A 20,960-nucleotide genomic window follows, 5' to 3' on the forward strand; every position below is an offset into this window, starting at 1 on the left:
CGTCACACAGAGTGGCACCAAGCGTCAAGAGTTTTCGGTAGAGTTGTTGGTACAGATTTGTTGGTACGGACCGAGGAGCCGAGTTGACAAGCGATGGACCAGCTCGAATCGCACCGGGTGTGCATCTGCACGAGGCGATGGCGGCCGACCTGAGGCGCGCGATCGAAATCGGAGAGCTTCCGCCAGGCGCTGCGCTGCCCAGTGAGGCAGAACTGATGGAGCGCTACGGCGTCTCTCGAAACACGGTTCGTGGCGCTCTGAAAACGCTTGAGAACTCCGGGCTTGTCACGAGCGTCAAGGGGCGTGGACGGCGCGTCAGCCGACGCGAACCCGTGTGGATCTACGCCTCCCGATCGGAAAGCCGGGCGCGCAGGCGACCATCGGGCGTTGATTCATGGGTCGACGACCTAGAGAGTCAAGGCCGGCGACCCCGCACGGACATCAAGGTCGCAGTAGTGCAACCTCCGGCCGACGTCGCCGAGCGGTTGCGCCTCGAGCCCGGCGGCCTGGCCGCTGTTCGACAGCGCGTGCGTCTAGCCGACGACCAGCCGTGGAACCTCAATGACTCGTACTACCCGATCGAGCTTGCCCGTGAGGTGCCGGCGATCCTGGATCCAAGCGACGTGGTGACTGGCCTGACTGTCCACCTCGCTGACCGCGGTCATGTTCAGACCTACTACCTCGATGAGATCACGAGCCGCATGCCCACTCCGGACGAGGCAAAGGTCCTCGGAATCGGCCCCGGCATTCCCGTCACGATCCAGATGCGTACCGGCAGCGCAAAGGACGGCACTCCCATCCGGGTGACCGTCAGCGTGCTGCCTGGGGACCGGCATCGACTGCTTTACGAGGTTCCGGCATGACGCGCATCAAGCAGGCGACGCCCCCTGATCTGGACGCCTTTCTCGATGTGCTGTCCGCTGCGACGGCGCGATTGCACGCGCGCGGGATCAACCAGTGGCCGCCCCGGTTCGCTGTGAGCAAGGTTCTGCCGGACATCCAGGCTGGCCGAGCCTACGTAGTTCGCGATGAGCAGGGCGGCGCCGTCGGTACCGCCATCCTCAGTGAGCATGGCGATAGCGACTTCTGGACACCGGACGAACTGGCCGAACCCGCCTACTACGTGAGCAAGATCGCGACCGTGGACGGCTACAGCGGGCTTGGATCAGCACTGCTGGACTGGTGCGGACGCGAAGCCGCGCGGCGCGGTGGCACGTTGCTGCGGCTTGACGCGTGGCGGACGAACTCTGACCTGCAGAAGTACTACCTTGCGCAGGGTTTCCGCCATGTGCGCACCGTCGAGCTGCCGCATCGGAACTCGGGCGCCTTGTTCGAACGGCCGGCCCGCAATGTGACCACGGATGCGATGCGGGATCACGGACTTGCCGATGCCTCACCTACGAAGGTCAGGTAGGCCAGTCATCGCGCCAATCCGGATGCGCACTCCATGCGGTTGCGACGTCCGCGATGAACTCCCGCATCCGGACCGCTTCTGGCTCTCCCGCGTCTCTGGCATCGCCGTATCGCGCAAGGATGCGCCGAAGCGCGGCGCACTGTCGGCGGATGTCCAGCGCGTAGCGCACCATCGCCGCCCCCAGGACCTGGTTCCGATACTCCGCTGCTTCAGTGGCTACCTGCGTCTCCCACTGCCGGACCTGGGAGCACACGAAGCCGAGCAGTGTGTCACCGGCAGCATCAGGCAACGCCGGCGTGGGCTTCGGAAAGGTCTGCTCGACCCACGACCTGGGCTGCCCAAGAACCCGCTGCGCGTCACCGATACCTCTGCTCGTCATCCCACTATTTTAGAACATATGTTCGATAAGCGCCTGCCTGTGGATAACTCCAGCAGAGCCACTCAATTCGCGGCATGCTGTTGTGATGCGACCTCGGGCAAGGGTCACGGTGCGAGGCACCCGTCACGTGCCGCTGAGTAGTCGGCTACGGGGATCGTCTGGCATCGCAGACCACCTGAGGTCGCCCCGGAATTTCCATTGCCCGACCCACGCCGGCGAGACACGCCTACCGTCCCCGCTGCCCGTGCTCGCGCTCTGACCTGTGCTGTGCGCCCCGGATCGGGGGGACACCCGACCAAGCATCTGTCCCCACTATCCGCGGCCGGTCGCCTTCCCATGCGAACCTGACCTGCACCTCCGGCGCTCCAATCACCGCCTGGTTTCGATCAGCCATCCACCTTGCGACCCAGGTGCAGCATCGCGCGGAACTCGATCCCCGGCCGCCGCCCCTCGATCTGCCGGACCGTCGCCGTCCACGCCGCACCCCACCGCTCCGGCTCGCTGATGACTTCGTACACCGCGTCGCCGTACCGGAATTGGAGACCGACCTCGAGGCGCTCAGCCGCAAGGAAGTACTCACCCGGCTTCACCCGAACGGCGGGGAGTGGTTCGTTGCTCACGGCTCCAGTCTGCGCCCCCCGACCGCCTGCCACCCACATCGCTTGGCCTGCTGCTCACGAAGACCAGCCCGGCGCGAGCGCGGCGAGCCACATCCTCCCCCTGGACGCCCTGGGAGCTGTCCCGGCTGTCCCGGCTGTCCCGGCAACGCTGTGACCTGCGGTTTCACCCCGGGTGAGCCCAGGACACACCTGTCCTGGGCTGTCCCGCCTGTCCCGGCAAATCCACCGCAGCACATCTCCCGTTAGGCCAGTCTGCTCGTATGTTCCAGCCCTCGGGACCTCGGTGGATGAAGGCCGCAACACACGGGGGAGCACAGCGAGCCCTCGGTCACCCGTCCCCGGCGTTTCTAGCTAGCCGTATCGCTCGCGATCAGTTCCTCAGGCAGCGGAAGGGCATCGGCGGAACGCGCCGGCGGCAGAGGAAGCTCGGTTACGGAGGCAAGTTCGGGGATCTTGTCGTCGAGTCGTGGCTTGAGGAGGTCTTTGACAGTGATGAGTCGGACGTTCAGGCCGTCTGACCACCGGGCCCGGGCCACTTCCTCCCGGGCGTTGCGGGTGAAGCTGAACGCGACGATGTAGCCAGTGTCGTGTCGGCCCCGGCGCATCGCAGTCTCAAAGTTGTCGATGACATTCCTCCCGACCCGGTCGGACCGCTTCACCTGAATTGGATTGTTAACCATGAAGCTGTAGCCATCGATCCCCATATCCCCTGACTTGCGAGGTGAGTGGGTACCCACAAACTTCTGGATTACCCAATTTTGGAACTCGAACGGCTTCAGTTGTCGCAGGGACTCCTCGGAGTCTGGCATTCCGAGAACCCGAATCGGGGCATCCGTAACCCTCCGCATGCGTTGTCGAATAATCTCCATCGCGGTCGGGCTGATATCAATGCCGACCCATCGACGCCCGAGTTGCTGCGCCGCCGAGACCGCCGTTCCACACCCACAGAACGGGTCCAGCACGACATCACCTGCGTCACTGCTTGACTCGATGATGCGCTTGAGAAGGGCTTCGGGCTTCTGTGTCGGATAACCCAGCCTTTCGGCTGCCCGAGAGTTGATTGGGCGAATATCCACCACCACATCCTGGAGTGGAACACCCGGGGATATATGAAGATACTGCTTGAACCTCGGCTGTCCGCCCTTCTTCGTCGGCCAATGGATCAGACCGGCGCGGTTCACCTCCTCCAGGCGTTCGATCATGGACAGCGCCGCTAGCGAGCGGCCAGTGAGCCGCTCGAAATAGTCGTACATGAGTGCTGGCGGTTGCCAATGTCGACCGATCAAGGTCGGGTCGACACCTCGCCACGGAGCACCGGAGTCACCAGTACGGCGACCCGGTCCGGTGAGCGACACGTCTTGGTAGCGCCCTCGCTCATCCTTGAATTTGAATTTCTCCTCGACATAACTGACATCGTAGGCCTGAAAGATCTTGTTCCATTTAAATGCTTCTGACTTTGAGTAAAACAAGAGAGCGTCGTGCTGCGGACCCCAGCGTCGCGCAGAGTTGTGCGAACCTGTCCGCTTCCAAATGACCTCACTGCGGAAGTTGGTGGGCATGAATACCTCATCCAACATCACTTTCAGGTAATGACTCGCATGCGGATCGCAGTGCATATATAGAGATCCCGAGACCTTCAGAACACGATGCAACTGCCGGACGCGGCTGCGCATCCATTCGATATAGACCTGAATGCCTCCCTCCCAACGATCTTCGAATGAGCGCACCTCTGCCTCATCACCCCAGATCACTTCATATGACCTGTTTGAGAAGAATGGCGGATCGAGGTACACCAAGTCGACACTGTTGGTCGGCATACGCGAGAGCGCAGTGATGTTGTCCTCGCGATAGAGGACTCCTGTATCGACGTCAACTGATGATGAAGTCATCGGCCCCACCCCTTACGTTGGCGTGCCAAAAGTGAAGCAGCGTGGCGCTCAGCATGAAAGAGGGACCGGGAAACTACACGCGCGTAATTTGACCGTCACGAGGACATTGTGGTGGCGAACCCAACGCTTATGGCGTTACCACAAGCACAGCAACTGGGGGCGGAGCCTGTATCGCCCCTTAGGTATTGCTACCACCAGCAGGGCCTTCAAGCAGGCGCATCTGGGACAGGTCGAGTTGGTCGAGGTACCAGCGATGCCTGACGTCAGACATGTCGGATTGGGTATATAGCGCAACCAGCAGTCGAGGACACCAGTGGGCGTCCCGGCTGTCCCGGAGACCCCCAGCTCCAGCACTTCCCGCGTCAAGCCATCCCTCTGTGGTCCAGCCCTCACGACCCGGGTGGATGGAGGCTGGAACATACGGAGTGGGTGGGTGTCAGGTGTAGCTATCGCTGTAGCAACACCGGCGTCTTGCGACCGATGCTCGACGCCTAGCGGCGACCTCAGGCACGGTCGCGATTGCGGTGGCCCGCTGGGGTCTCGCGACCTGAAAAGCGGAAGGTCGGCGGTTCGAGACCGCCCCTGACCACCACCACCCTCTCCGCTCGGCGGGGAGGGATTTTCTTTTCCTCGGGTTATTCGTTGAGGACTGGGTGACCGTGGTCACGAGCGGCGTTAGCATTCGTCGCCTGTTGGTATGGGCGTTGGCGGAGTAAGTCCGGGAGTGGTCGCCTCGCAGACCGGGTTGCTTGGGGATTCGCACGCAGAACAGCCGATCAGAGCGAGGATCGCCAACGCGACCATCTGAGTAACCTTCGGACGCATCGCCTCACCTCCCGATCAGGAGCTGGCGGATGGTCTTACTGTCCCATTCCGGCAGACCGATTGGGATGTCCAGACTGTGGTTATGCTTCGGAGCTGGAGCTGTGACTGGGAGGGCCGTGGGGCTTGGTGTGCAGGTGCGTGAGTACACGGGCACTCTCGTCCGCGCGGTCGACAGTTCGGTGGATGTGTCCGCGCTCTGCTCCTATGCGGCGCAAGACCAGTTGGCGTATCCGCTGCTGTCCGGTGTCGATCCGTACGACGACACGATCTTCAACGCGCGCCAGGCCGCCGTACTGAGCATGGAGCTGGCATCGCTGGCGGCGGAGGCTCCGGACGAGTCGCTTCGCATGGCCGCGGTCGAACTGCTCTCGCTGGCTGCCTTGCTGGAAGTCCAGCCCGGCCGGCCCCATCACCGTCGCCTGCTCTTCATCGGCGACTAGCGCTCGTCAGTCCGGTTGCGGAGGACAAGCCCTGGGGTCAGGATCGCCGTTCGGTTCGCGTTCTGACAGGAACTGGTCGAGTAGTTCGAAGATGGTCTTGGTGACTTGGTGTTCTTGTTCGGCGGAGAGGTCGTGGTGGGGCCAGGGGTCGGTTAGTGCCAGGTGGCGCACTTTGCCGGGCCAGGTGTGGTTGCAGTCGTAGCCGAGTTTTGACGTCAGCCATTCGGTCCAGCCCTGCAGGCCCGGGCCGCCGTGGCGCTCCGAGTGGGCGTCGTACCCCATCAGGTACGCCTCGATGCCTCGGAGGCCGGTGCCGCCGATGAACATCCCCGGCCTCTTGGCGAACTCGGCCCAGTAGGCGCGTTCGCTCATGTCCGTCAGATTCATCGACCCTCCCCGCTGAGAAGAATGCCCTGGGCAACGAGGGTTCAGGGAGCAGGGTGCGTCACCCAGGGCGGGTCTGTGCGTTGATGAGGGTAGGCCGGACGGGCTCGAGAGGGCCTGTTCGGGGCAACTTTCAGCGTGGCGGCGTGGTTTCAGTTGGCTTCAGGTCGAGTTGGGTATTACGGTAGATCCACGGTGTAACCACGGTCGATCGCCAGTTTGTCAGGAGCAAGGGCGATCGGATCAAGCGCGCGGAGCTCGTCGTCGGTTGACGGCACAGGCGATCGGGGGACCCCCGGGGGCCGCACTACAGCAGGGCTCGGTGAAGTCGGGTAGAGCGGGGTGTAGGATCAGGCGGTCCGCCCGCACCCGTAGTTGGTCGACCATGATCGGGAGTGAGAGTGGCCCCTTCTCCAGAGGCCGTGCGGCTCGCCAGGCGACTTCGGGACCTTCGGGAGTCCGAGCGGCTGACCCAGAAAGACCTGTCGAACGCGCTCAGCGCCGGCGAGGTGCGGGTCGCGGTCGCGACGATCAGCTCGTGGGAGTCGCAGACCAATCCGAAGCTGCCCCCGGAGGAGCGGCTGCGGTCGTACGCACTGCTCTTCGCGATGACCGCCGTCCCCGACAAGGTGCCGCGCGAGCAGGAGCTGAACACGGCCGAGCGGGAGCGGTTCGCCGCGTTGCACCGGGAGCTGGTCGCGTTGCGGGACGAAGTACGTCATCACCACTCCGGGTCGCCGTCGTCCAGCGGGTCGTACACGTTCGACTTCGAGTCCGGGCGGATCACGCTGATCTGCCCGGAGGTCCCGGAGGAGGGGCGTTCGCCGCTCGCCGACGAGACCAACCCGAACCACACGCGGCTCTACAAGTACGCCGACCTCGACGCGCTGATCGAGATGTGGGGCCACGTCCGCGCCTCCAACCCGGAGCTGCGGGTGCGGCACCGGCTGCCGTCGGAGGTGAGCGCGGACCATCTGTCCGGCCACCTCATCCTGATCGGCGGCATCGCCTGGAACCGCGTGACCAGCAGGCTGCTGCGCGTCCTCGACAACCTGCCGATCCGTCAGCTGACCGTCCCGGACCTGGCCGACGGCGAGATCTTCCGGTCCCGCGACGGCCGCGAGTACCGGCCGGTCTGGGAGGAGCGCAAGGACGTTCCCCCGGACGAGGAGCTGCCCACGCAGGCGGAGATCGAGGCGGAGCAGGCCCAGGACGCCTGGAGCGGCGACACCCCGCGCGAGCTCGTCGAGGACGTCGCGCTGTTCGCGCGGCTGCGTAATCCCTTCAATCACAGCCGGACCATCACGATTTGCAACGGGGTCTACAGCCGCGGTGTGCTCGGCGCCGTCCGGATGCTCACCGACGACGCGGTCCGCGAACGCAACGAGGCCTATCTGGCCAGCAAGTTCCCGGACGGCATCTTCGGGCTGCTGATGCGCGTCCCGGTGGTCAACGGCGAGGCAGTCACCCCCGACCTGGAGATCCCGGAGAACCGCCTCTTCGAATGGTCCCCCGAGGATGAGGACGCATGAGCCGTAAAATACGGCAAGCCCAGTCCCACGCCGGCTTGCTGCTGAACGGTTCCGTTCCGGTCCCGGGCGGCGCGAACACCCGGCTGGACGCGATCGTCGTACCGGCCGGACGACGGGCGTCGGCGCTGCAGGAGGTCATCACCCTGTCGGCCACGTTGTCCGTGCCGCTCGTCATCCTCTGCAGCCTGCAAGCACAGCTCGGACAGGTGGTCGAGCGGGTGAAGCGGACGTTCGGTGCCCGGGCGCTGGTCGTCCAGATGCCCGAGCGGTACGAACTGCCGTGCGACGCTCCGCTGACCTCCGCCAAGGTGTTCCAGGAGGCATCGGCCGGCCGGTCCAGCGACCTCAGCGCGAAGCGCAACATCGGGCTGCTGCTGGGCCGTATGCGCGGATGGAACAAGATCCTCTTCATCGACGACGACATCAGCCAGTTCGATCCGTGGGACGTCGACCGCCTCGCCGGCTATCTCGATCGGCACCCGGTCGCGTCGATGGTCAGCCGCGAGTTCCCGGACAACTCCGTGGTCTGCCACGCACGACGGCTCGCCGGTTTCAAGCAGGACGTGTTCGTGAGCGGCGCCGCGCTCGGCGTCAACCTGCGCCATCCCGAGTTGTCCTTCTTCGCCGACGTCTACAACGAGGACTGGTTCTTCTTCGCCCGGCACGCGGCCCGCAGGTCGCTGCCGAAGATCGGCGAGGTGAAGCAGGCCCGCTACCGGCCGTTCGCGGATCCGGGACGCGCCGACCGGGAGGAGTTCGGCGACATCCTGGCCGAGGGTCTGTACGCCGTGTTCGAGACGACGCCGCGCTGGACGTTCGACGAGCAGTTGGGCATGGCGTCGAACTCGAGCTACTGGCGGGACTTCAAGGACATCCGGCTCGACACGATCACCGAGACGATGAAGGCGCTCTCGAACGCGCAGCCGTCGGCCAGTCCGATGGACTACGTGAAGACGCTCGACGCGCAGGCGTCGCTCCAGGTCGCGCAAGAGCGGGCCGAGAGCATCGCTCCTGACCTGTACGTGGAGTTCATCGCGAACTGGCAGGAAGACGAGCGTCGATGGCGGAAGATGCTTCACCGCTTCCCGTCGGCGCTCAGCGAGCGCCACGCGCTGGCCGAACTCGGCCTGACCAAGTGGGCCTCCTGTGGGTACGGGTTACCCACCGAAGCGGAGGCGGATCTCGCCGCGGCCGGAGCCGTCGGGTAGGAGTTGGCGTTCGCCGGTGGGGCTGAAGCCGAGGCGGTCGTACACCTCGCGGGCGACCGTGTTGGTGTCCAGCACCCACACCCGCCACTCGGTGACCCCGGGGTCGGCGACGGACAGGTGGCCGAGGACGGCCCGCAGTACGCCGTGCCGGCGGTACCGCGGGTCGACCCACACCGACTCGATGTGCCGTTCGTACGACGGCCTGCCCGCGACCCGGACCGAGCTCGCCAGCCCGATGACGCGCTGCTCCTCCCGGGCCACCACCCAGCGCATCCGGGTGAAGCGCTCCCGCCAGCCGTCCTCGCCGACGGTCACCTCGGCCTCGTAGTCCGCGAGGTACGCCGTCGGCGAATCCTTCAGCGCCCGGAGGCGCACCTCCCGGGCGATCGGCCAGTCGTCAGCACCGAGTACGGCGAGTTCCAAGGTCCCGGACCCCTTCGGGAGATGGCAACAAGGCATCCATACCAGTGTCGCCGGTTCGCCCGATCACCAAACCGCCGGGAGAACTTTGTCACCCGCGGTCAGCAGAAGGCCCGGTCGAGGAACGCCTCGACGGAGTCGTCCGGGTTCACAGGGAGCCGCGGGGTGACGGCCACGGTCGCCTGCCGCCGGGTGTCCTCGGTGGCGAACGAGTAGGCCTGGTACGCGAGCGCGTCGCCGTCGTTGCCGTAGACCCGCACCTTGCAGGTGGTGTCGTGCCACGAGAGGCCGAGGCCGTACCTGCCGTTCGCGGTGCCCGGCGTCTTCATCTCCGCGAGCAGTTCCGCGGGCAGCAGGCGTCCGCCGAGCAGCGCCGCGAAGAACCGGTTCAGGTCCCGCGTCGTGGAGATCATGTCGCCGCCCGCGCCGAACAGCGTCGGGTTCAGCTCGGTGTAGTCGACCATCCCGCCGTCCTTCGGCAGGTACCCGTGCGGGTGCGGTCCCTTGATGTACGGCGACGTGCCGGGAAGCGTCGTACCGTGCAGGTGCAGCGGACGGATCAGGCGCCGCTCGATCTCCTCGGCGTACGTCCGGCCGGTGACCTTCTGGATGATCTCGCCGACGAGCAGGTAGTTGGTGTTCGAGTAGTCGTACCGCGAACCGGGCTCCTCGAACACCGGCGGGTGCGCGAGTGCGCGCTCGATCTGCTCGGGAGCGGTCCAGGTCCGGTATCGGAGCGCGTAGAACTCGGGGCTCGGCGGCATCGGCAGCGTGTCCTTGAAGTCGTACAAACCGCTGGTGTGGTTGAGCAACTGGCGCACGGTGATGTTCTCGCCGTTCGGTACGACGCCCGGCAGCCAGCGCTCCACGGAGTCGTCGAGGCCGAGGCGCCGCTCGGCGACGAGTCGCAGTACGACGGTGGCGACGAACGTCTTCGTGACGCTGCCGATCCGGAACCGCCCCGCCACCGGGACCTTGCGCGAACTGCCGAGTTCCGCGACGCCGCTGCTGCCGCGCCACACCCGTCCGCCGTCCCGAACCTCGGCGAGCGCGCCGATCGCCGCCACCCCGTCGAGGCCCTCCTGCAAGTGCTTGGGCGAAGCAACCACCGACGGACCCACGGCCAGCGCCGCGGCCGTCATCAATCCCACCAGCATCCCGATCTCCTCATGTCTGTGTCCGGTCCCCCAAGCCTCCCGGCCGGTGGCCACGCAAACATCAGGGATCACCCCCTGAGGCGACCAGATGAATCACCCAGTCGCCCCTGCCCCGCGGCACGTTGCTGTGGGCAATGAGAACGACCCCGGCGGCGAACAGCGAGTGTCCCGCCGGTGCCGGCCGCCGGGGAGGACTACGCTCCGAGACGGAGTGCTGACACTTTCGACGGAGGTGTACCGATGGCGGGGAAGTTCGAGCTGTACAAGGACAAGTCCGGTGAGTTCCGGTTCCGCTTGAAGGCCGGCAACGGCGAGGTGATCGCGAGCAGCAGCGAGAGCTACGGCAGCAAGGCGGCCGCGCTGAACGGGATCGACTCGATCAAGCGGAACGCCGCCGAGGCGAGCGTCGACGACCAGACCGACTGACAACCCCGAGAAACAAGGGGGTTTCTCCGGCCGGCCGGAGAAACCCCCTTGCACTGTTCGTACGGCGACGTCAGATCCCGTCCGCGAACTCGATGCCGCGGACCTCGACGCCGAGGCCCTCGATGCCGGCGTCCGGGATCATCGCCGCGAGCTCGTGCGCGCGGTCCCGGGAGGCCACGTCGACCAGGTAGTAGCCGCCGAGGAACTCCTTCGACTCCACGAACGGCCCGTCGGTGACGGCCGGTACGCCGTTGCGCACCTTGACCACCGACGACTGCGCCGGCTGCTGCAGGGCGACCGTGCTGTGGAACTCGCCGGACGCCTTGATGGTGTCCATGAACTTCTGGTGCCCGGCGCCGATGGCCTGCTGCTCCTCCGCGGGCAGCGCGGCGAGGACGTCGGGGTTGATGTTCAGGATCAGCAGGTACTTCACGATGTCTCCTTCGGACCCGGCCCCCGCTCTCGGGGGCCTCTCATCCATCAGTACGGAGCGGACCGGTCCACCTTGACATCACCCGCCGACCGATAAGTTCGCCCCATGGCCGAGCTGAGTCTCACAGATGTCCGGGCCGCCGCGGAGCGGCTGGCCGGGGTCGCCCACCGTACGCCGGTGCTCACCTCGCGGACGCTCGACGAGCGCGTCGGGGCGCGGGTCTTCCTGAAGGCGGAGAACTTCCAGCGGATCGGCGCGTTCAAGTTCCGCGGCGCCTACAACGCGATCAGCCGACTCGGCCCGGAGCAGCTCGCGGCTGGCGTGGCGGCGTACTCGTCGGGCAACCACGCGCAGGCGGTCGCGCTGGCGGCACGGCTCGCCGGGACGCCGGCGGTGATCCTGATGCCCGAGGACGCCCCGCCGACGAAGCTCGCGGCCACCCGCGGGTACGGCGCCGAGGTGGTCACGTACGACCGGTACACCCAGGACCGGACCGCGCTGGCGAAGGAGCTGGCCGCGAAGCGCGGACGGACGCTGATCCCGCCGTACGACCACCACGACGTGATGGCCGGACAGGGGACGGTCGCGCTCGAGCTGATCGAGGAGGTCGGGCACCTCGGCGCGCTGCTGGTCCCGGTCGGCGGCGGCGGGCTGATGGCCGGCTGCGCGACCGCGGCGACGACGCTGTCGCCCGGGATCCGGATGATCGGGGTCGAGCCGGCCGCGGGCGACGACCACGCCCGGTCGTTGGCGGCGGGCGAGCGGGTGGAGATCGCGATACCGCGAACGATCGCGGACGGGCAGGCGATCTCGACGCCGGGCGAGCTGACGTTCGCGGTGAACCGGAAGCTGGTGGAGTCGTTCGAACTGGTCACCGACGCGGAGATCGTGGCCGCGATGGCGTTCGCGTTCGAGCGGTTGAAGATCGTCCTGGAGCCGAGCGGGGCCAGCGCGCTGGCAGCGCTGCTGGCCGGGCGGATCCACGGGCTGCCCGAGCGCGTCGGAGTGGTGCTGTCCGGCGGGAACGTCGGCCTGGAACGCTTCCGGGAACTGCTCGGAACTAGCTGAACGCGCAAGCATCTTAGGGTGCCCTGACCACCCTCTGTGCCCGTTGTCACAGAAAGCCACCATTGAATGTGACCGAGGTCACACAGAAGCCCTCAGTTCCCGCCTGAGCCCCGCTCGGACGCGCTCAGGACACCTGGTGTTCATCCTGGGTTGTTGATCCGTCAGAGGCCGTTTCAGGGCCTTTTGAGAACGACTCTGTGGATCTGAGGGTTTGCGTCGTGATCGTTCTGTTATACAGTCGTCGGCGGTTCGGTAACCAACACGAACCGCACACGGGTCAACGCCGAGCTCTGCCAGGCCCGCGTGCTCCCCTCGAACAACCATGGCAGAGGTGGGGGACCCAGGAGGTTGGGTCTCGACCGTGAGTGGTCGGAACCCTGGGGTGAAGTCCGCGGGAGCGGACCGGGCGATGAATCCCAGCCCGAACCCGACAGCTAACCTCGCAGGCGTCGGGAGACAACCATGCCCGTCACTGCCCGACGGACGTCGCTGCTGCGCGCCGTCCGCCAGACCGCCGAGTCCAGTACCGACCGGCCCACCGGCCGGACCCTGGCGAAGCACCGCAGGACCACGAAGCCGGGTGCACCGCGTGCCGCAGCCGCCGTCCTCTCGGTCGGCCTCGCTGTCGGCGGTGGAGCCGCACTCAGCATCACCACCCCGTCGACCGCCTCGGCGGCGACCACCTCGACCACCGCGACCAGCACCCCGCGGGGCTACTGGACCGTGTCGAGCAAGCCGCTGCTCCGCTTCCGCGACCGCGGCCCGACCGTCAAGTACGTCCAGAAGGCCCTGCACCTGGGTCCGGACGGCTACTTCGGCACCAGCACCGTCCGGGTGCTGAAGAAGTTCCAGACCTCCTGGGGTCTGAAGGCCACCGGCTACACCGACAAGAAGACCTGGGGCCGGCTGACCTGGGCCGCCAAGCACAAGGTCCTCTACGGTCCGTACGGCACCTCGTCCGCGTCCAAGTCGACGTTCCGGGCCAAGGTGCTCCGGGAGGCCGCGAAGCTCAAGGGCACGCCGTACCGCTACGGCGGCACGTCGCCCCGCGGCTTCGACTGCTCCGGGTACACCGGCTACGTGTACAAGAAGGCCGGCAAGAAGCTGCCGCGTACGTCGCGCCAGCAGTACAGCGCGACCAAGCACATCAGCCGCAAGGCCGCCAAGCCCGGCGACCTGATCTTCTTCCGGAACAGCGGCGGCGGCGTGTACCACGTCGGCATCTACGCCGGCGGCAACATGCTGTGGCACTCCTCGAAGCCGGGTGTCCCGGTGAAGAAGGGCAAGATCTGGGCCAGCAACGTGGCGTTCGGCCGCGTCTGAGTCCTGACCGGACGGCGCCCTTCCCCCCATTGGGCGCCGTACCGGTCGTCAGCGTCCTATCCCCCCAGGCACGCTGACCTCCCGGAACCGGCCCGAACCGTCGCTCCCCCACCCCTCCGACGGATCGGGCCGGTTTCCTTTCCCGACTCAGTCGTCCAGCAGGCCGGCCTCGTACGCGAGGATCGCGACCTGGACGCGATTAGTTGCCTCGAGCTTCACGAGCGCTCGCGAGACGTGCGCCTTGACCGTGGCCTCGCTCATGAAGAGCTTGCGGCCGATGTCGGCGTTCTGTAGGCCGCGGCCGACCTCGACCAGGACCTCTCGCTCGCGTTCGGTGAGCCTGCCGATCCGCTCCTGCGCCGTACGCTTCCGGTCGGCGCGCGGGTCGCCCGCGAAGTGCCCGATCAACCGCCGGGTGACCGCCGGCGACAGCATCGCGTCCCCGGCCGCCACCACCTTGATCGCCTGCACCAGCTCCCGCGGCGGCGTGTCCTTGAGCAAGAACCCGCTCGCGCCGGCCTGCAGCGCGCGGAACACGTAGTCGTCCAGGTCGAACGTCGTCAGTACGACGATCTTCGGCGGATCCGGCAGCGCCTGGACCTCGCGCGTCGCGGCCAGCCCGTCGAGCCGCGGCATCCGGATGTCCATCAGCACGACGTCCGGCTTGTGCTTGGTCACCATCGCGGCCGCGTCCGCGCCGTCCTCCGCCTCGGCGACCACCTCGAGGGCGTCGTCGGACTCGAGGATCATCTTCAGCCCGGCCCGCACCAGCGCCTCGTCGTCCACGATCAGCAGCCGCGTCATCGCTCTCCTTCGTCTCCGTGCAACGCGCTCTTCAGGTCCGGCAGCTGTGGACCGGAGGGCTCGCGCGACCAGGGCAGCCAGGCTTCCACACGCCAGCCACCTTCCGGTGTCGGCCCGGTCGATAGCCGGCCGCCGACGAGCTGCACCCGCTCCCGCAGGCCGACCAGCCCGGCACCGGCGCCCGGCAGCAGTGAACCAGCAGCCACCGGCCGTACGTTCGTCACCTGTACTGTCACCCCGTCGTCAGGCTTGCCGTGCACCTGTACGTCGGTCGCGGCGCCACGCGCGTGCTTGTGCACGTTGGTCAGCGACTCCTGCACGACCCGGTAGACGGTTCGCCCGAGCGAGCTCGGTACGTCGTCCGGCAGCGTGACGTCGTACCCGACCGTGACGCCGGCGTCGCGGGAGGCGGTGATCAGCCGCTCGAGGTCCGACGCCTTCGGGACCGGGGTGAGGTCCGCGCCGTCGACGCTCAGGTCGGAGCGCAGTACGCCGAGGACCTCGCGGAGGTCCTCCATCGCCTGCCGCGCGGTCTCCCGGATGAGCTTGGCCGAGCCCTCGACCTTGTCCGGGCCGACCGTCGGGTTCACCTCGAGGCCGCCCGCGTGCAGGGCGATCAGCGAGACCTTGTGCGCGAGCACGTCGTGCATCTCCTGGGCGATCCGGGACCGCTCGCCCAGGCGGGCCTGATCGCTGCGCAGCTCACGCTCGGCCTCGGCCCGCTCGGCGCGGTCCCGCAGCGACGCCATCAGGTCCCGGCGCGCACCGACGTACGCGCCGACGGCGATCCACGAGCCGACCAGGAACGGTCCGGTGAAGACGGCGGCCAGGACCTGTCCCTCGGTGGCGACGGCGTTCAGGACGTACGCGGCGTACGCGGCCGATCCGAGGATCGCGAGCGAGACGTCGCGTCGGCGGATCGCCAGCGTCAGCAGGGCGAGTCCCATCGGTACGAAGATGGCCGCGGTCAGCATGGCCAGGATGCTGATCGTGGTGACGGTGACCGGGAAGCGCCGGCGCCAGAGCAGCGCGAACGACGCGATCACGCCGGCCCCGAGCACGTACCAGTCCTTGGGGTCCCAGCCGCCTGAGCCGGAGGCTGCCTGCAGCACGATCGTCAGCAGGCTGAAGCCGACGTACATCACGTCACGGAGGCGCGGGGCATGCCTGACCCACCAGGCGTACCACCGGCGCAACCGTCGCATTCCGTCACTGTAGTTGGACGGACGTCGCGGGCACGTCCGCCTTCCGGGTGGGTTCCAGGGGCGCTGACGGCGACTTTCGTAGGGGGTCGCCGCAGCCGGTCGCCCGATGTGGGGCAGGGGTCCGTGACGGTTCACTCGTTGCCATGATCACCGTCGAGAACCTGACCAAGCGCTACGGCAGCACCACGGCTGTCCAGGACGTGTCGTTCACCGTCGAGCCGGGCAGCATCACCGGCTTCCTCGGGCCGAACGGCGCCGGCAAGTCCACCACGCTGCGGATGCTCACCGGTCTGACGCCGCCGACCTCCGGCACCGCCACGATCACCGGCAAGCGGTACGCCGACCTGCCGAACCCGGGGCGCGTCGTCGGGGTCATGCTGGACGCCGCCGCGCAGCACCCGGGCCGCACCGGCCGCGAGACCCTGCTGCTGAACGCCAGCCTGCTCGGGGTGCCGAAGTCCCGCACCGACGAGATGCTCGAAGCGGTCGGGCTCAGCCACGCCGCCAAGCGCCGCGTCGGGCAGTACTCGCTCGGCATGCGGCAGCGGCTGGGCATCGCCGCGGCGCTGCTCGGCGACCCCGCCGTCCTGATCCTCGACGAACCCGCGAACGGGATGGACCCGGAGGGCATCCGGTGGATGCGCGGGCTGCTGCAGGACTTCGCCTCCCGCGGCGGCACGGTGGTGCTGTCCAGTCACCTGCTGGGCGAGGTCCAGGCGACCGTCGACCGGCTGGTCGTCATCGGGGGCGGCCGGATCGTCGCCAATGGCTCCCTGGAGGAGCTGCTGGCCGGCTCCGGCACGGTCGTCCGCGGTCTCGACCCGGCGGGGCTGCGCGCGGCGCTCACCGCGGCCGGACTGCAGCCCGAGCCGACGCAGGACGGCGCGCTGCGCGTCGACGCCACCGCCGAGCAGGTCGGGCGCGCCGCCGCCGCTGCCGGTCAGATCCTTCTCGAACTCCGCCAGAGCGACGGCGCCGGCCTGGAGGACCTGTTCTTCCAGCTGACCGCCGAGCCTGCCGCCGCCTGATCACACCTACTTCTTCTGGAGACCCGTTATGAAAGTACCGATGCCGCGCCTCCGGCGCGGCGGGTCATGGGGCTGTTGCTCCTGGCCTTCCCTCGTCGCTCCAGTCGCTTCGCTCCCTACGCTCCTCAGTCCAGGCCAGGAGGCCCCATGACCACCGTGACCGACGTCGCACCCGTGACGCCCGCCAAGCACCGGGCCGAGGTGGCGACCAGCCTGCCGCCCGCCCGCGGCCAGTCGTTCCTGAAGCTCGTCGCGATCGAGCTCCGCAAGTCCGTCGACACCCGCAGCGGCCGGGCTCTGATCGCCGCGATCCTGCTGCTGGCCGTGGTCGCGATCGGCTGGCAGCTCACCCATCTCCCGGACGGCACGGTCGGGCTGGACGGTTTCCTCGGCGCGGCGTCCGCCGGTCCGATGCTGATCCTGCCCGTCATCGGCGTGATGGCGATGACCTCGGAGTGGACCCAGCGGACCGCGCTGACCACGTTCACGCTCTCGCCGCGGCGGGTGCGGATCCAGCTGGCCAAGTTCGTCTCGGCGATCGTGCTGAGCGCGGTCGTGACGACCGTCGTCATCCTGCTCGCGCTCGCCGGGACCGCGCTGGCCGGGGCCGTGACCGACCACGAGACGTCGTACGCCGGTCTGGGCGGGCAGTTCGCCGGGGGCTATCTGACCGTGGCGCTGAACGTGGTGATGGGCGCCGCGTTCGGCGCGGTGATCGCGCAGACCGCGGTCGCGATCCTGGTGTACTTCATCGCGCCGACCGCCTGGGCGCTGGCCGGGCCGGCGCTGTTCAAGGACAACGCGAACTGGCTGGACGTGTTCGGCGCGCTGGGCCGGATCGCCGAGCGCGACCTGCACGGGATGGTGCCCGAGACGCTCACCGCGGTCGGGGTCTGGATCGTCCTGCCGACCATCGTCGGACTGTGGGCAAGCTCACGTCGCGAGGTCAAGTAGCAGCCGCCTGACGCGGCGGGGTGGGCCGGTGAGAGGGGATCGGCCCACCCCGCCGGCGCCGTGATCGGACCTCTTCGGGGTCCGGCCAGGGGGCGGTGCGTGTGTCGATCCGCCGCTCCGGGTATCCTTGAACCACGATTACTGACGACTGATCCGTGGGCGCCACGCAGCGTACCCGGTTGACTTGTGCGAGGGGGTCGACGCTATGGGGCGCGGCCGTGCAAAGGCCAAGCAGACGAAGGTCGCACGCGACCTGAAGTACCGCACCTGGGACACCGACTTGGACCAGCTCAAGCGAGAGCTGTCCGGTGAGCAGGGTGGGAACCGTTCTGCGAACGGCGACAACGACGGCGACGACTACGACGCCGACGACTACCACCCCCGTCGGTAAGCAACAGCCCGGCTGAGCTGCTCAGCGCCCCTCGGGGTGGCTGAGCAGTTCACCGTGCGCCCGACGAGTTCCACCACACCAGCAGCGCCGTCGAGCAGTCCGTCGTACCGTTCGGACTGCTCGACAACTGCTGGGCTTACTTGGCGTAGGTGCCTTCGAGAGTGACGGTGCCGCCGGGGGTCGCGGTGACTTCGCCGCACACCCAGGCGGGGATGTCACGGGCGGCCAGCGCCTGGATCGCGGCGTCGGCGGACGACGCGTCCAGGACGGCCACCATGCCGGCACCCATGTTCAGCGTCTTCTCGAGCTCGGGCAGCGCCACGTCGCCGAGCAGGCCGACCAGCCCGAAGATCGGTGCCGGCGTCCACGTCGACCGGTCGATCCGCACGGACAGCTCGTCCGGGATCACCCGGGCCAGGTTCGCCGCGAAGCCGCCGCCGGTGATGTGCGACATCGCGTGCAGGGGCTTCTCGTCGGCGCCGTTCAGCTCCTGGATCAGCTCCAGGCAGTGCTTGGCGTACACGCGGGTCGGCGTCAGCAGCACCTCGCCGAGCGTCGTACCCAACTCCGGCACGACCCGGTCGAGCGTCCACTTCGCGCGGTCGAAGAACACGTGCCGCACCAGGCTGTACCCGTTCGAGTGCAGGCCCGACGACGCCATCGCAAGTACGACGTCCCCGGCGCGCACTCGCTCCGCACCGAGCACCTCGTCCGCCTCGACGACACCGGTCGCGGCGCCCGCGACGTCGTACTCGTCCGGCTCCAGCAGGCCCGGGTGCTCCGCGGTCTCGCCGCCGACGAGCGCCGTACCGGCCTCGACACACGCCTCCGCGATGCCCTTCACGATCTGCGCGATCGTCTCCGGCACCACCTTGCCGGTGCAGATGTAGTCGGTCATGAACAGCGGCTCCGCGCCGCACACGACCAGGTCGTCGACGACCATCCCGACCAGGTCGAACCCGATCGTGTCGTGCTTGTCCAGCCGCTGCGCGATCGCGACCTTGGTCCCGATGCCGTCGGTCGACGTCGCCAGCAGCGGCCGCCGGTACGACGTCAGCGCGGTGGCGTCGAACAGCCCGGCGAACCCGCCGAGCCCGCCGACCACCTCGGGGCGGGTCGCCTTCGCCACCCACTCCTTCATCAGCTCGACGGCCCGGTCGCCGGCCTCGATGTCGACCCCGGCGGCGGCGTAGCTCGCCCCATCGCTCACGTTCTGTTCTCCTCTTGCGGGACTGCTTGGCGTGACTACGGGCGGCTGAGTGCGTCGGCTGCGCCGGCTCCGCCCGCCACGGTCGCCAGCCCGTCGGCGTCGGTCCGCACCGGGTCCTCCAGCAGGTGCTTCCCGAGCTGCTCGGGATCCGGGAGAGCCACCGGGTAGACGCCGTCGAAGCAGGCCCGGCAGAGCCGCTCCTTCGGGACCGTGGTCGCCTCGACCAGGCCGTCCAGGCTGATGTACCCGAGCGAGTCGGCGCCGAGCGAACGGCAGATCTCCTCGGTGTTCAGCCCGTTGGCGATCAGCTCGGCGCGGCTGGCGAAGTCGATGCCGTAGAAGCACGGCCACTTCACCGGCGGCGCGGTGATCCGGACGTGGATCTCCTTGGCGCCGGCCTCGCGCAGCATCCGGATCACGGCGCGCTGGGTGTTGCCGCGGACGATCGTGTCGTCGACCACGACCAGGCGCTTGCCCTCGATCACCTCGCGGAGCGGGTTCAGCTTCAGGCGGATGCCGAGCTGGCGGATCGTCTGGCTCGGCTGGATGAAGGTGCGGCCGACGTACGCGTTCTTGACCAGGCCGGAACCGTACGGGATGCCGGACTCCTCGGCGTACCCGATCGCGCCCGGCGTGCCGGACTCGGGCGTCGCGATCACCAGGTCGGCGTCGGCCGGGTGCTCACGTGCCAGCCGGCGGCCGATGTCGACGCGGGTCGAGTAGATCCGCTGGCCGGAGATCTGGGTGTCCGGGCGGGCGAGGTACACGAACTCGAACAGGCAGCCCTTCGGGTCCGCCTCCGCGAACCGCGTCGACCGCAGCCCGTCGGCGTCGATCGCGACCATCTCACCCGGCTCGACGTCGCGGATGAAGCTGGCGCCGACGATGTCCAGGGCCGCGGTCTCGCTGGCGATCACCCAGCCGCGCTCCAGGCGGCCGAGCACCAGCGGGCGGATCCCCTGCGGGTCGCGGGCGGCGTACAGCGTGTTCTCGTCCATGAAGATCAGGCTGAACGCGCCCTTGACCTTCGGGAGGATCCGCGCGGCGGCCTGCTCGATCGTCAGGTCCGGGTAGCCGGCGAGCATCGAGGTGAGGATGTCGGTGTCGCTGGACGCGCCGTGCTTGGCGTTCGCCTTCGCGTGCTCGACGTCCGCGTCCAGACCCAGATCGAGCTCGCCTTCACCGTTCAGGCTGGCGGCGAGCTCGCTGGTGTTCGTCAGGTTCCCGTTGTGACCGAGCGCGATCGACCCGGTCGCGGTGGACCGGAACGTCGGCTGCGCGTTGGCCCAGACACTGGACCCGGTCGTCGAGTACCGGCAGTGACCGATCGCGATGTGCCCCCGCAGCGACGCCAGCGTCGCCTCGTCGAAGGCCTGGCTGACCAGCCCCATGTCCTTGTAGACGAGAATCTGGCTCCCGTTACTGACCGCGATCCCGGCCGACTCCTGCCCCCGGTGCTGCAAGGCGTAGAGCCCGAAATACGTCAGTTTGGCAACCTCTTCACCCGGCGCCCAGACCCCGAAGACGCCACAAGCGTCCTGCGGACCCAGATCCTGCGGGTCGAGTTCATGAGTAAGCCGACCATCGCCACGAGCCACACGAGCAGTCTACGGGACGCGGAGCAGTGGCCTGACTCACATCGGAGCCAGGCCACTGTCCATCAGTGCTCACCGAGATACGGCGTCACCAGCAGGTAAGTGGGTGGCAGCTCGGTTCGGAGCCCGCGGCGGCCGCAGCCGGCCCCGAGACCCCGACAGCGAGCGCAACGCCCAAGCTGACTACGATAAGCAACTTCTTGATCACAGCTTGTCCCTTCAGAAATAATCCGGAACCACCAATTGCCTGCTCTT

At 67.7% G+C, this 20,960-nt stretch carries 22 protein-coding genes, 1 tRNA gene and 1 riboswitch; of the genes, 12 read left to right on the plus strand and 11 right to left on the minus strand.

Annotated elements, in window-relative coordinates:
- Positions 1-119 precede the first annotated feature (119 nt).
- Together ABN611_RS08855 and ABN611_RS08860 are read left to right on the plus strand one after the other, a co-directional pair.
- On the plus strand, positions 120-863 hold the full coding sequence (locus tag ABN611_RS08855; protein WP_350279320.1) for a GntR family transcriptional regulator: 744 nt from the start codon (positions 120-122) through the stop codon (positions 861-863).
- Complete coding sequence (locus tag ABN611_RS08860; RefSeq protein ID WP_350279321.1) at positions 860-1,414, plus strand: GNAT family N-acetyltransferase; 555 nt, start codon at positions 860-862, stop codon at positions 1,412-1,414. Before ABN611_RS08855 ends, ABN611_RS08860 begins: the two co-directional genes overlap by 4 nt.
- On the opposite strand, the gene ABN611_RS08865 is transcribed toward ABN611_RS08860, so the two are convergent.
- The 3 genes from ABN611_RS08865 to ABN611_RS08875 all read right to left on the minus strand — a co-directional run bounded on the left by ABN611_RS08865 (position 1,407) and on the right by ABN611_RS08875 (position 4,302).
- Positions 1,407-1,793 (minus strand): hypothetical protein, encoded by a 387-nt coding sequence (locus ABN611_RS08865; RefSeq protein WP_350279322.1) that lies wholly within the window; start codon positions 1,791-1,793, stop codon positions 1,407-1,409. The genes ABN611_RS08860 and ABN611_RS08865 overlap by 8 nt on opposite strands.
- A 386-nt stretch (positions 1,794-2,179) precedes the next feature.
- Positions 2,180-2,413: a hypothetical protein gene (locus ABN611_RS08870; protein WP_350279323.1), complete on the minus strand. Its 234-nt coding sequence runs from the start codon at positions 2,411-2,413 to the stop codon at positions 2,180-2,182.
- A gap of 347 nt (positions 2,414-2,760) precedes the next feature.
- A complete protein-coding gene (locus ABN611_RS08875; RefSeq protein ID WP_350279324.1) occupies positions 2,761-4,302 on the minus strand; it encodes a DNA methyltransferase in 1,542 nt (513 codons plus the stop codon).
- 524 nt (positions 4,303-4,826) lie between these two features.
- Here ABN611_RS08875 and ABN611_RS08880 point away from each other — a divergent pair.
- Positions 4,827-4,894: transfer RNA gene (locus ABN611_RS08880), tRNA-Phe, on the plus strand.
- Between the two features lie 367 nt (positions 4,895-5,261).
- Positions 5,262-5,567, plus strand: coding sequence for a hypothetical protein (locus ABN611_RS08885; protein ID WP_350279325.1), 306 nt, complete (start codon positions 5,262-5,264; stop codon positions 5,565-5,567).
- A gap of 6 nt (positions 5,568-5,573) precedes the next feature.
- Here ABN611_RS08885 and ABN611_RS08890 read toward each other — a convergent pair whose 3' ends face one another.
- Positions 5,574-5,954, minus strand: a complete 381-nt coding sequence (locus ABN611_RS08890; RefSeq protein ID WP_350279326.1) for a hypothetical protein — start codon at positions 5,952-5,954, stop codon at positions 5,574-5,576.
- 398 nt (positions 5,955-6,352) lie between these two features.
- Here ABN611_RS08890 and ABN611_RS08895 point away from each other — a divergent pair, with 398 nt between their 5' ends.
- Complete coding sequence (locus ABN611_RS08895) at positions 6,353-7,483, plus strand: hypothetical protein (RefSeq protein WP_350279327.1); 1,131 nt, start codon at positions 6,353-6,355, stop codon at positions 7,481-7,483.
- Entirely contained in the window at positions 7,480-8,691 is a 1,212-nt protein-coding gene (locus tag ABN611_RS08900) for a hypothetical protein (protein ID WP_350279328.1), read from the plus strand. Before ABN611_RS08895 ends, ABN611_RS08900 begins: the two co-directional genes overlap by 4 nt.
- On the opposite strand, the gene ABN611_RS08905 is transcribed toward ABN611_RS08900, so the two are convergent.
- Positions 8,641-9,114, minus strand: coding sequence for a GNAT family N-acetyltransferase (locus ABN611_RS08905; RefSeq protein WP_350279329.1), 474 nt, complete (start codon positions 9,112-9,114; stop codon positions 8,641-8,643). The genes ABN611_RS08900 and ABN611_RS08905 overlap by 51 nt on opposite strands.
- Before the next feature lie 98 nt (positions 9,115-9,212).
- Positions 9,213-10,268, minus strand: coding sequence for a serine hydrolase domain-containing protein (locus ABN611_RS08910; protein ID WP_350279330.1), 1,056 nt, complete (start codon positions 10,266-10,268; stop codon positions 9,213-9,215).
- Positions 10,269-10,508: 240 nt separating this feature from the next.
- On the opposite strand from ABN611_RS08910, the gene ABN611_RS08915 reads away from it, so the two are divergent.
- Positions 10,509-10,694 (plus strand): YegP family protein, encoded by a 186-nt coding sequence (locus ABN611_RS08915; protein WP_350279331.1) that lies wholly within the window; start codon positions 10,509-10,511, stop codon positions 10,692-10,694.
- 70 nt (positions 10,695-10,764) lie between these two features.
- Here the strand turns inward: ABN611_RS08915 and ABN611_RS08920 are convergent, their stop codons facing one another.
- Positions 10,765-11,127, minus strand: coding sequence for a YciI family protein (locus ABN611_RS08920; protein ID WP_350279332.1), 363 nt, complete (start codon positions 11,125-11,127; stop codon positions 10,765-10,767).
- A gap of 105 nt (positions 11,128-11,232) precedes the next feature.
- Between ABN611_RS08920 and ABN611_RS08925 the strand changes: the two genes are divergently transcribed.
- Together ABN611_RS08925 and ABN611_RS08930 are read left to right on the plus strand one after the other, a co-directional pair.
- Positions 11,233-12,195 carry a pyridoxal-phosphate dependent enzyme gene (locus ABN611_RS08925; protein ID WP_350279333.1) on the plus strand — a complete coding sequence of 321 codons (963 nt, stop codon included), beginning with the start codon at positions 11,233-11,235 and terminating at the stop codon, positions 12,193-12,195.
- Between the two features lie 271 nt (positions 12,196-12,466).
- A riboswitch (cyclic di-AMP (ydaO/yuaA leader) is annotated at positions 12,467-12,658 on the plus strand.
- The gene (locus ABN611_RS08930) at positions 12,658-13,518 is read left to right on the plus strand and encodes an NlpC/P60 family protein (RefSeq protein WP_350279334.1); all 861 of its coding nucleotides are present in this window, start codon (positions 12,658-12,660) and stop codon (positions 13,516-13,518) included. It overlaps the preceding riboswitch by 1 nt.
- A gap of 147 nt (positions 13,519-13,665) precedes the next feature.
- Here the strand turns inward: ABN611_RS08930 and ABN611_RS08935 are convergent, their stop codons facing one another.
- Positions 13,666-14,322: a response regulator transcription factor gene (locus tag ABN611_RS08935; RefSeq protein ID WP_350279335.1), complete on the minus strand. Its 657-nt coding sequence runs from the start codon at positions 14,320-14,322 to the stop codon at positions 13,666-13,668.
- The gene (locus ABN611_RS08940) at positions 14,319-15,527 is read right to left on the minus strand and encodes a histidine kinase (RefSeq protein ID WP_350279336.1); all 1,209 of its coding nucleotides are present in this window, start codon (positions 15,525-15,527) and stop codon (positions 14,319-14,321) included. Before ABN611_RS08940 ends, ABN611_RS08935 begins: the two co-directional genes overlap by 4 nt.
- Positions 15,528-15,670: 143 nt before the next feature.
- On the opposite strand from ABN611_RS08940, the gene ABN611_RS08945 reads away from it, so the two are divergent.
- The 3 genes from ABN611_RS08945 (at position 15,671) to ABN611_RS08955 (ending at position 17,900) form a co-directional block, all read left to right on the plus strand.
- Positions 15,671-16,555: an ABC transporter ATP-binding protein gene (locus tag ABN611_RS08945; RefSeq protein ID WP_350279337.1), complete on the plus strand. Its 885-nt coding sequence runs from the start codon at positions 15,671-15,673 to the stop codon at positions 16,553-16,555.
- Positions 16,556-16,702: 147 nt separating this feature from the next.
- Positions 16,703-17,509 (plus strand): ABC transporter permease, encoded by an 807-nt coding sequence (locus tag ABN611_RS08950; RefSeq protein ID WP_350279338.1) that lies wholly within the window; start codon positions 16,703-16,705, stop codon positions 17,507-17,509.
- A gap of 205 nt (positions 17,510-17,714) precedes the next feature.
- Entirely contained in the window at positions 17,715-17,900 is a 186-nt protein-coding gene (locus ABN611_RS08955) for a DUF3073 domain-containing protein (protein ID WP_350279339.1), read from the plus strand.
- Between the two features lie 136 nt (positions 17,901-18,036).
- On the opposite strand, the gene purM is transcribed toward ABN611_RS08955, so the two are convergent.
- On the minus strand, positions 18,037-19,110 hold the full coding sequence (gene purM, locus ABN611_RS08960) for a phosphoribosylformylglycinamidine cyclo-ligase (RefSeq protein WP_350279340.1): 1,074 nt from the start codon (positions 19,108-19,110) through the stop codon (positions 18,037-18,039).
- 35 nt (positions 19,111-19,145) lie between these two features.
- Positions 19,146-20,708: an amidophosphoribosyltransferase gene (purF, locus tag ABN611_RS08965; RefSeq protein ID WP_350279341.1), complete on the minus strand. Its 1,563-nt coding sequence runs from the start codon at positions 20,706-20,708 to the stop codon at positions 19,146-19,148.
- Between the last annotated feature and the right edge of the window lie 252 nt (positions 20,709-20,960).

Origin of the sequence: Kribbella sp. HUAS MG21 (assembly GCF_040254265.1) — a bacterium.
Taxonomy (GTDB): Bacteria; Actinomycetota; Actinomycetes; order Propionibacteriales; family Kribbellaceae; genus Kribbella.

What these genes read in the sequence shown, in the direction of transcription:
- ABN611_RS08900 (WP_350279328.1), top strand. Translation starts at nt 7,480, where the DNA reads ATGAGCCGTAAAATACGGCAAGCCCAGTCCCACGCCGGCTTGCTGCTG.
- ABN611_RS08950 (WP_350279338.1), top strand. Translation starts at nt 16,703, where the DNA reads ATGACCACCGTGACCGACGTCGCACCCGTGACGCCCGCCAAGCACCGG.
- ABN611_RS08915 (WP_350279331.1), top strand. Translation starts at nt 10,509, where the DNA reads ATGGCGGGGAAGTTCGAGCTGTACAAGGACAAGTCCGGTGAGTTCCGG.
- ABN611_RS08935 (WP_350279335.1), bottom strand. Translation starts at nt 14,322, where the DNA reads ATGACGCGGCTGCTGATCGTGGACGACGAGGCGCTGGTGCGGGCCGGG.
- ABN611_RS08860 (WP_350279321.1), top strand. Translation starts at nt 860, where the DNA reads ATGACGCGCATCAAGCAGGCGACGCCCCCTGATCTGGACGCCTTTCTC.
- ABN611_RS08930 (WP_350279334.1), top strand. Translation starts at nt 12,658, where the DNA reads ATGCCCGTCACTGCCCGACGGACGTCGCTGCTGCGCGCCGTCCGCCAG.
- ABN611_RS08865 (WP_350279322.1), bottom strand. Translation starts at nt 1,793, where the DNA reads ATGACGAGCAGAGGTATCGGTGACGCGCAGCGGGTTCTTGGGCAGCCC.
- ABN611_RS08910 (WP_350279330.1), bottom strand. Translation starts at nt 10,268, where the DNA reads ATGCTGGTGGGATTGATGACGGCCGCGGCGCTGGCCGTGGGTCCGTCG.
- ABN611_RS08890 (WP_350279326.1), bottom strand. Translation starts at nt 5,954, where the DNA reads ATGAATCTGACGGACATGAGCGAACGCGCCTACTGGGCCGAGTTCGCC.
- ABN611_RS08925 (WP_350279333.1), top strand. Translation starts at nt 11,233, where the DNA reads ATGGCCGAGCTGAGTCTCACAGATGTCCGGGCCGCCGCGGAGCGGCTG.
- ABN611_RS08955 (WP_350279339.1), top strand. Translation starts at nt 17,715, where the DNA reads ATGGGGCGCGGCCGTGCAAAGGCCAAGCAGACGAAGGTCGCACGCGAC.
- ABN611_RS08940 (WP_350279336.1), bottom strand. Translation starts at nt 15,527, where the DNA reads ATGCGACGGTTGCGCCGGTGGTACGCCTGGTGGGTCAGGCATGCCCCG.
- ABN611_RS08875 (WP_350279324.1), bottom strand. Translation starts at nt 4,302, where the DNA reads ATGACTTCATCATCAGTTGACGTCGATACAGGAGTCCTCTATCGCGAG.
- ABN611_RS08945 (WP_350279337.1), top strand. Translation starts at nt 15,671, where the DNA reads ATGATCACCGTCGAGAACCTGACCAAGCGCTACGGCAGCACCACGGCT.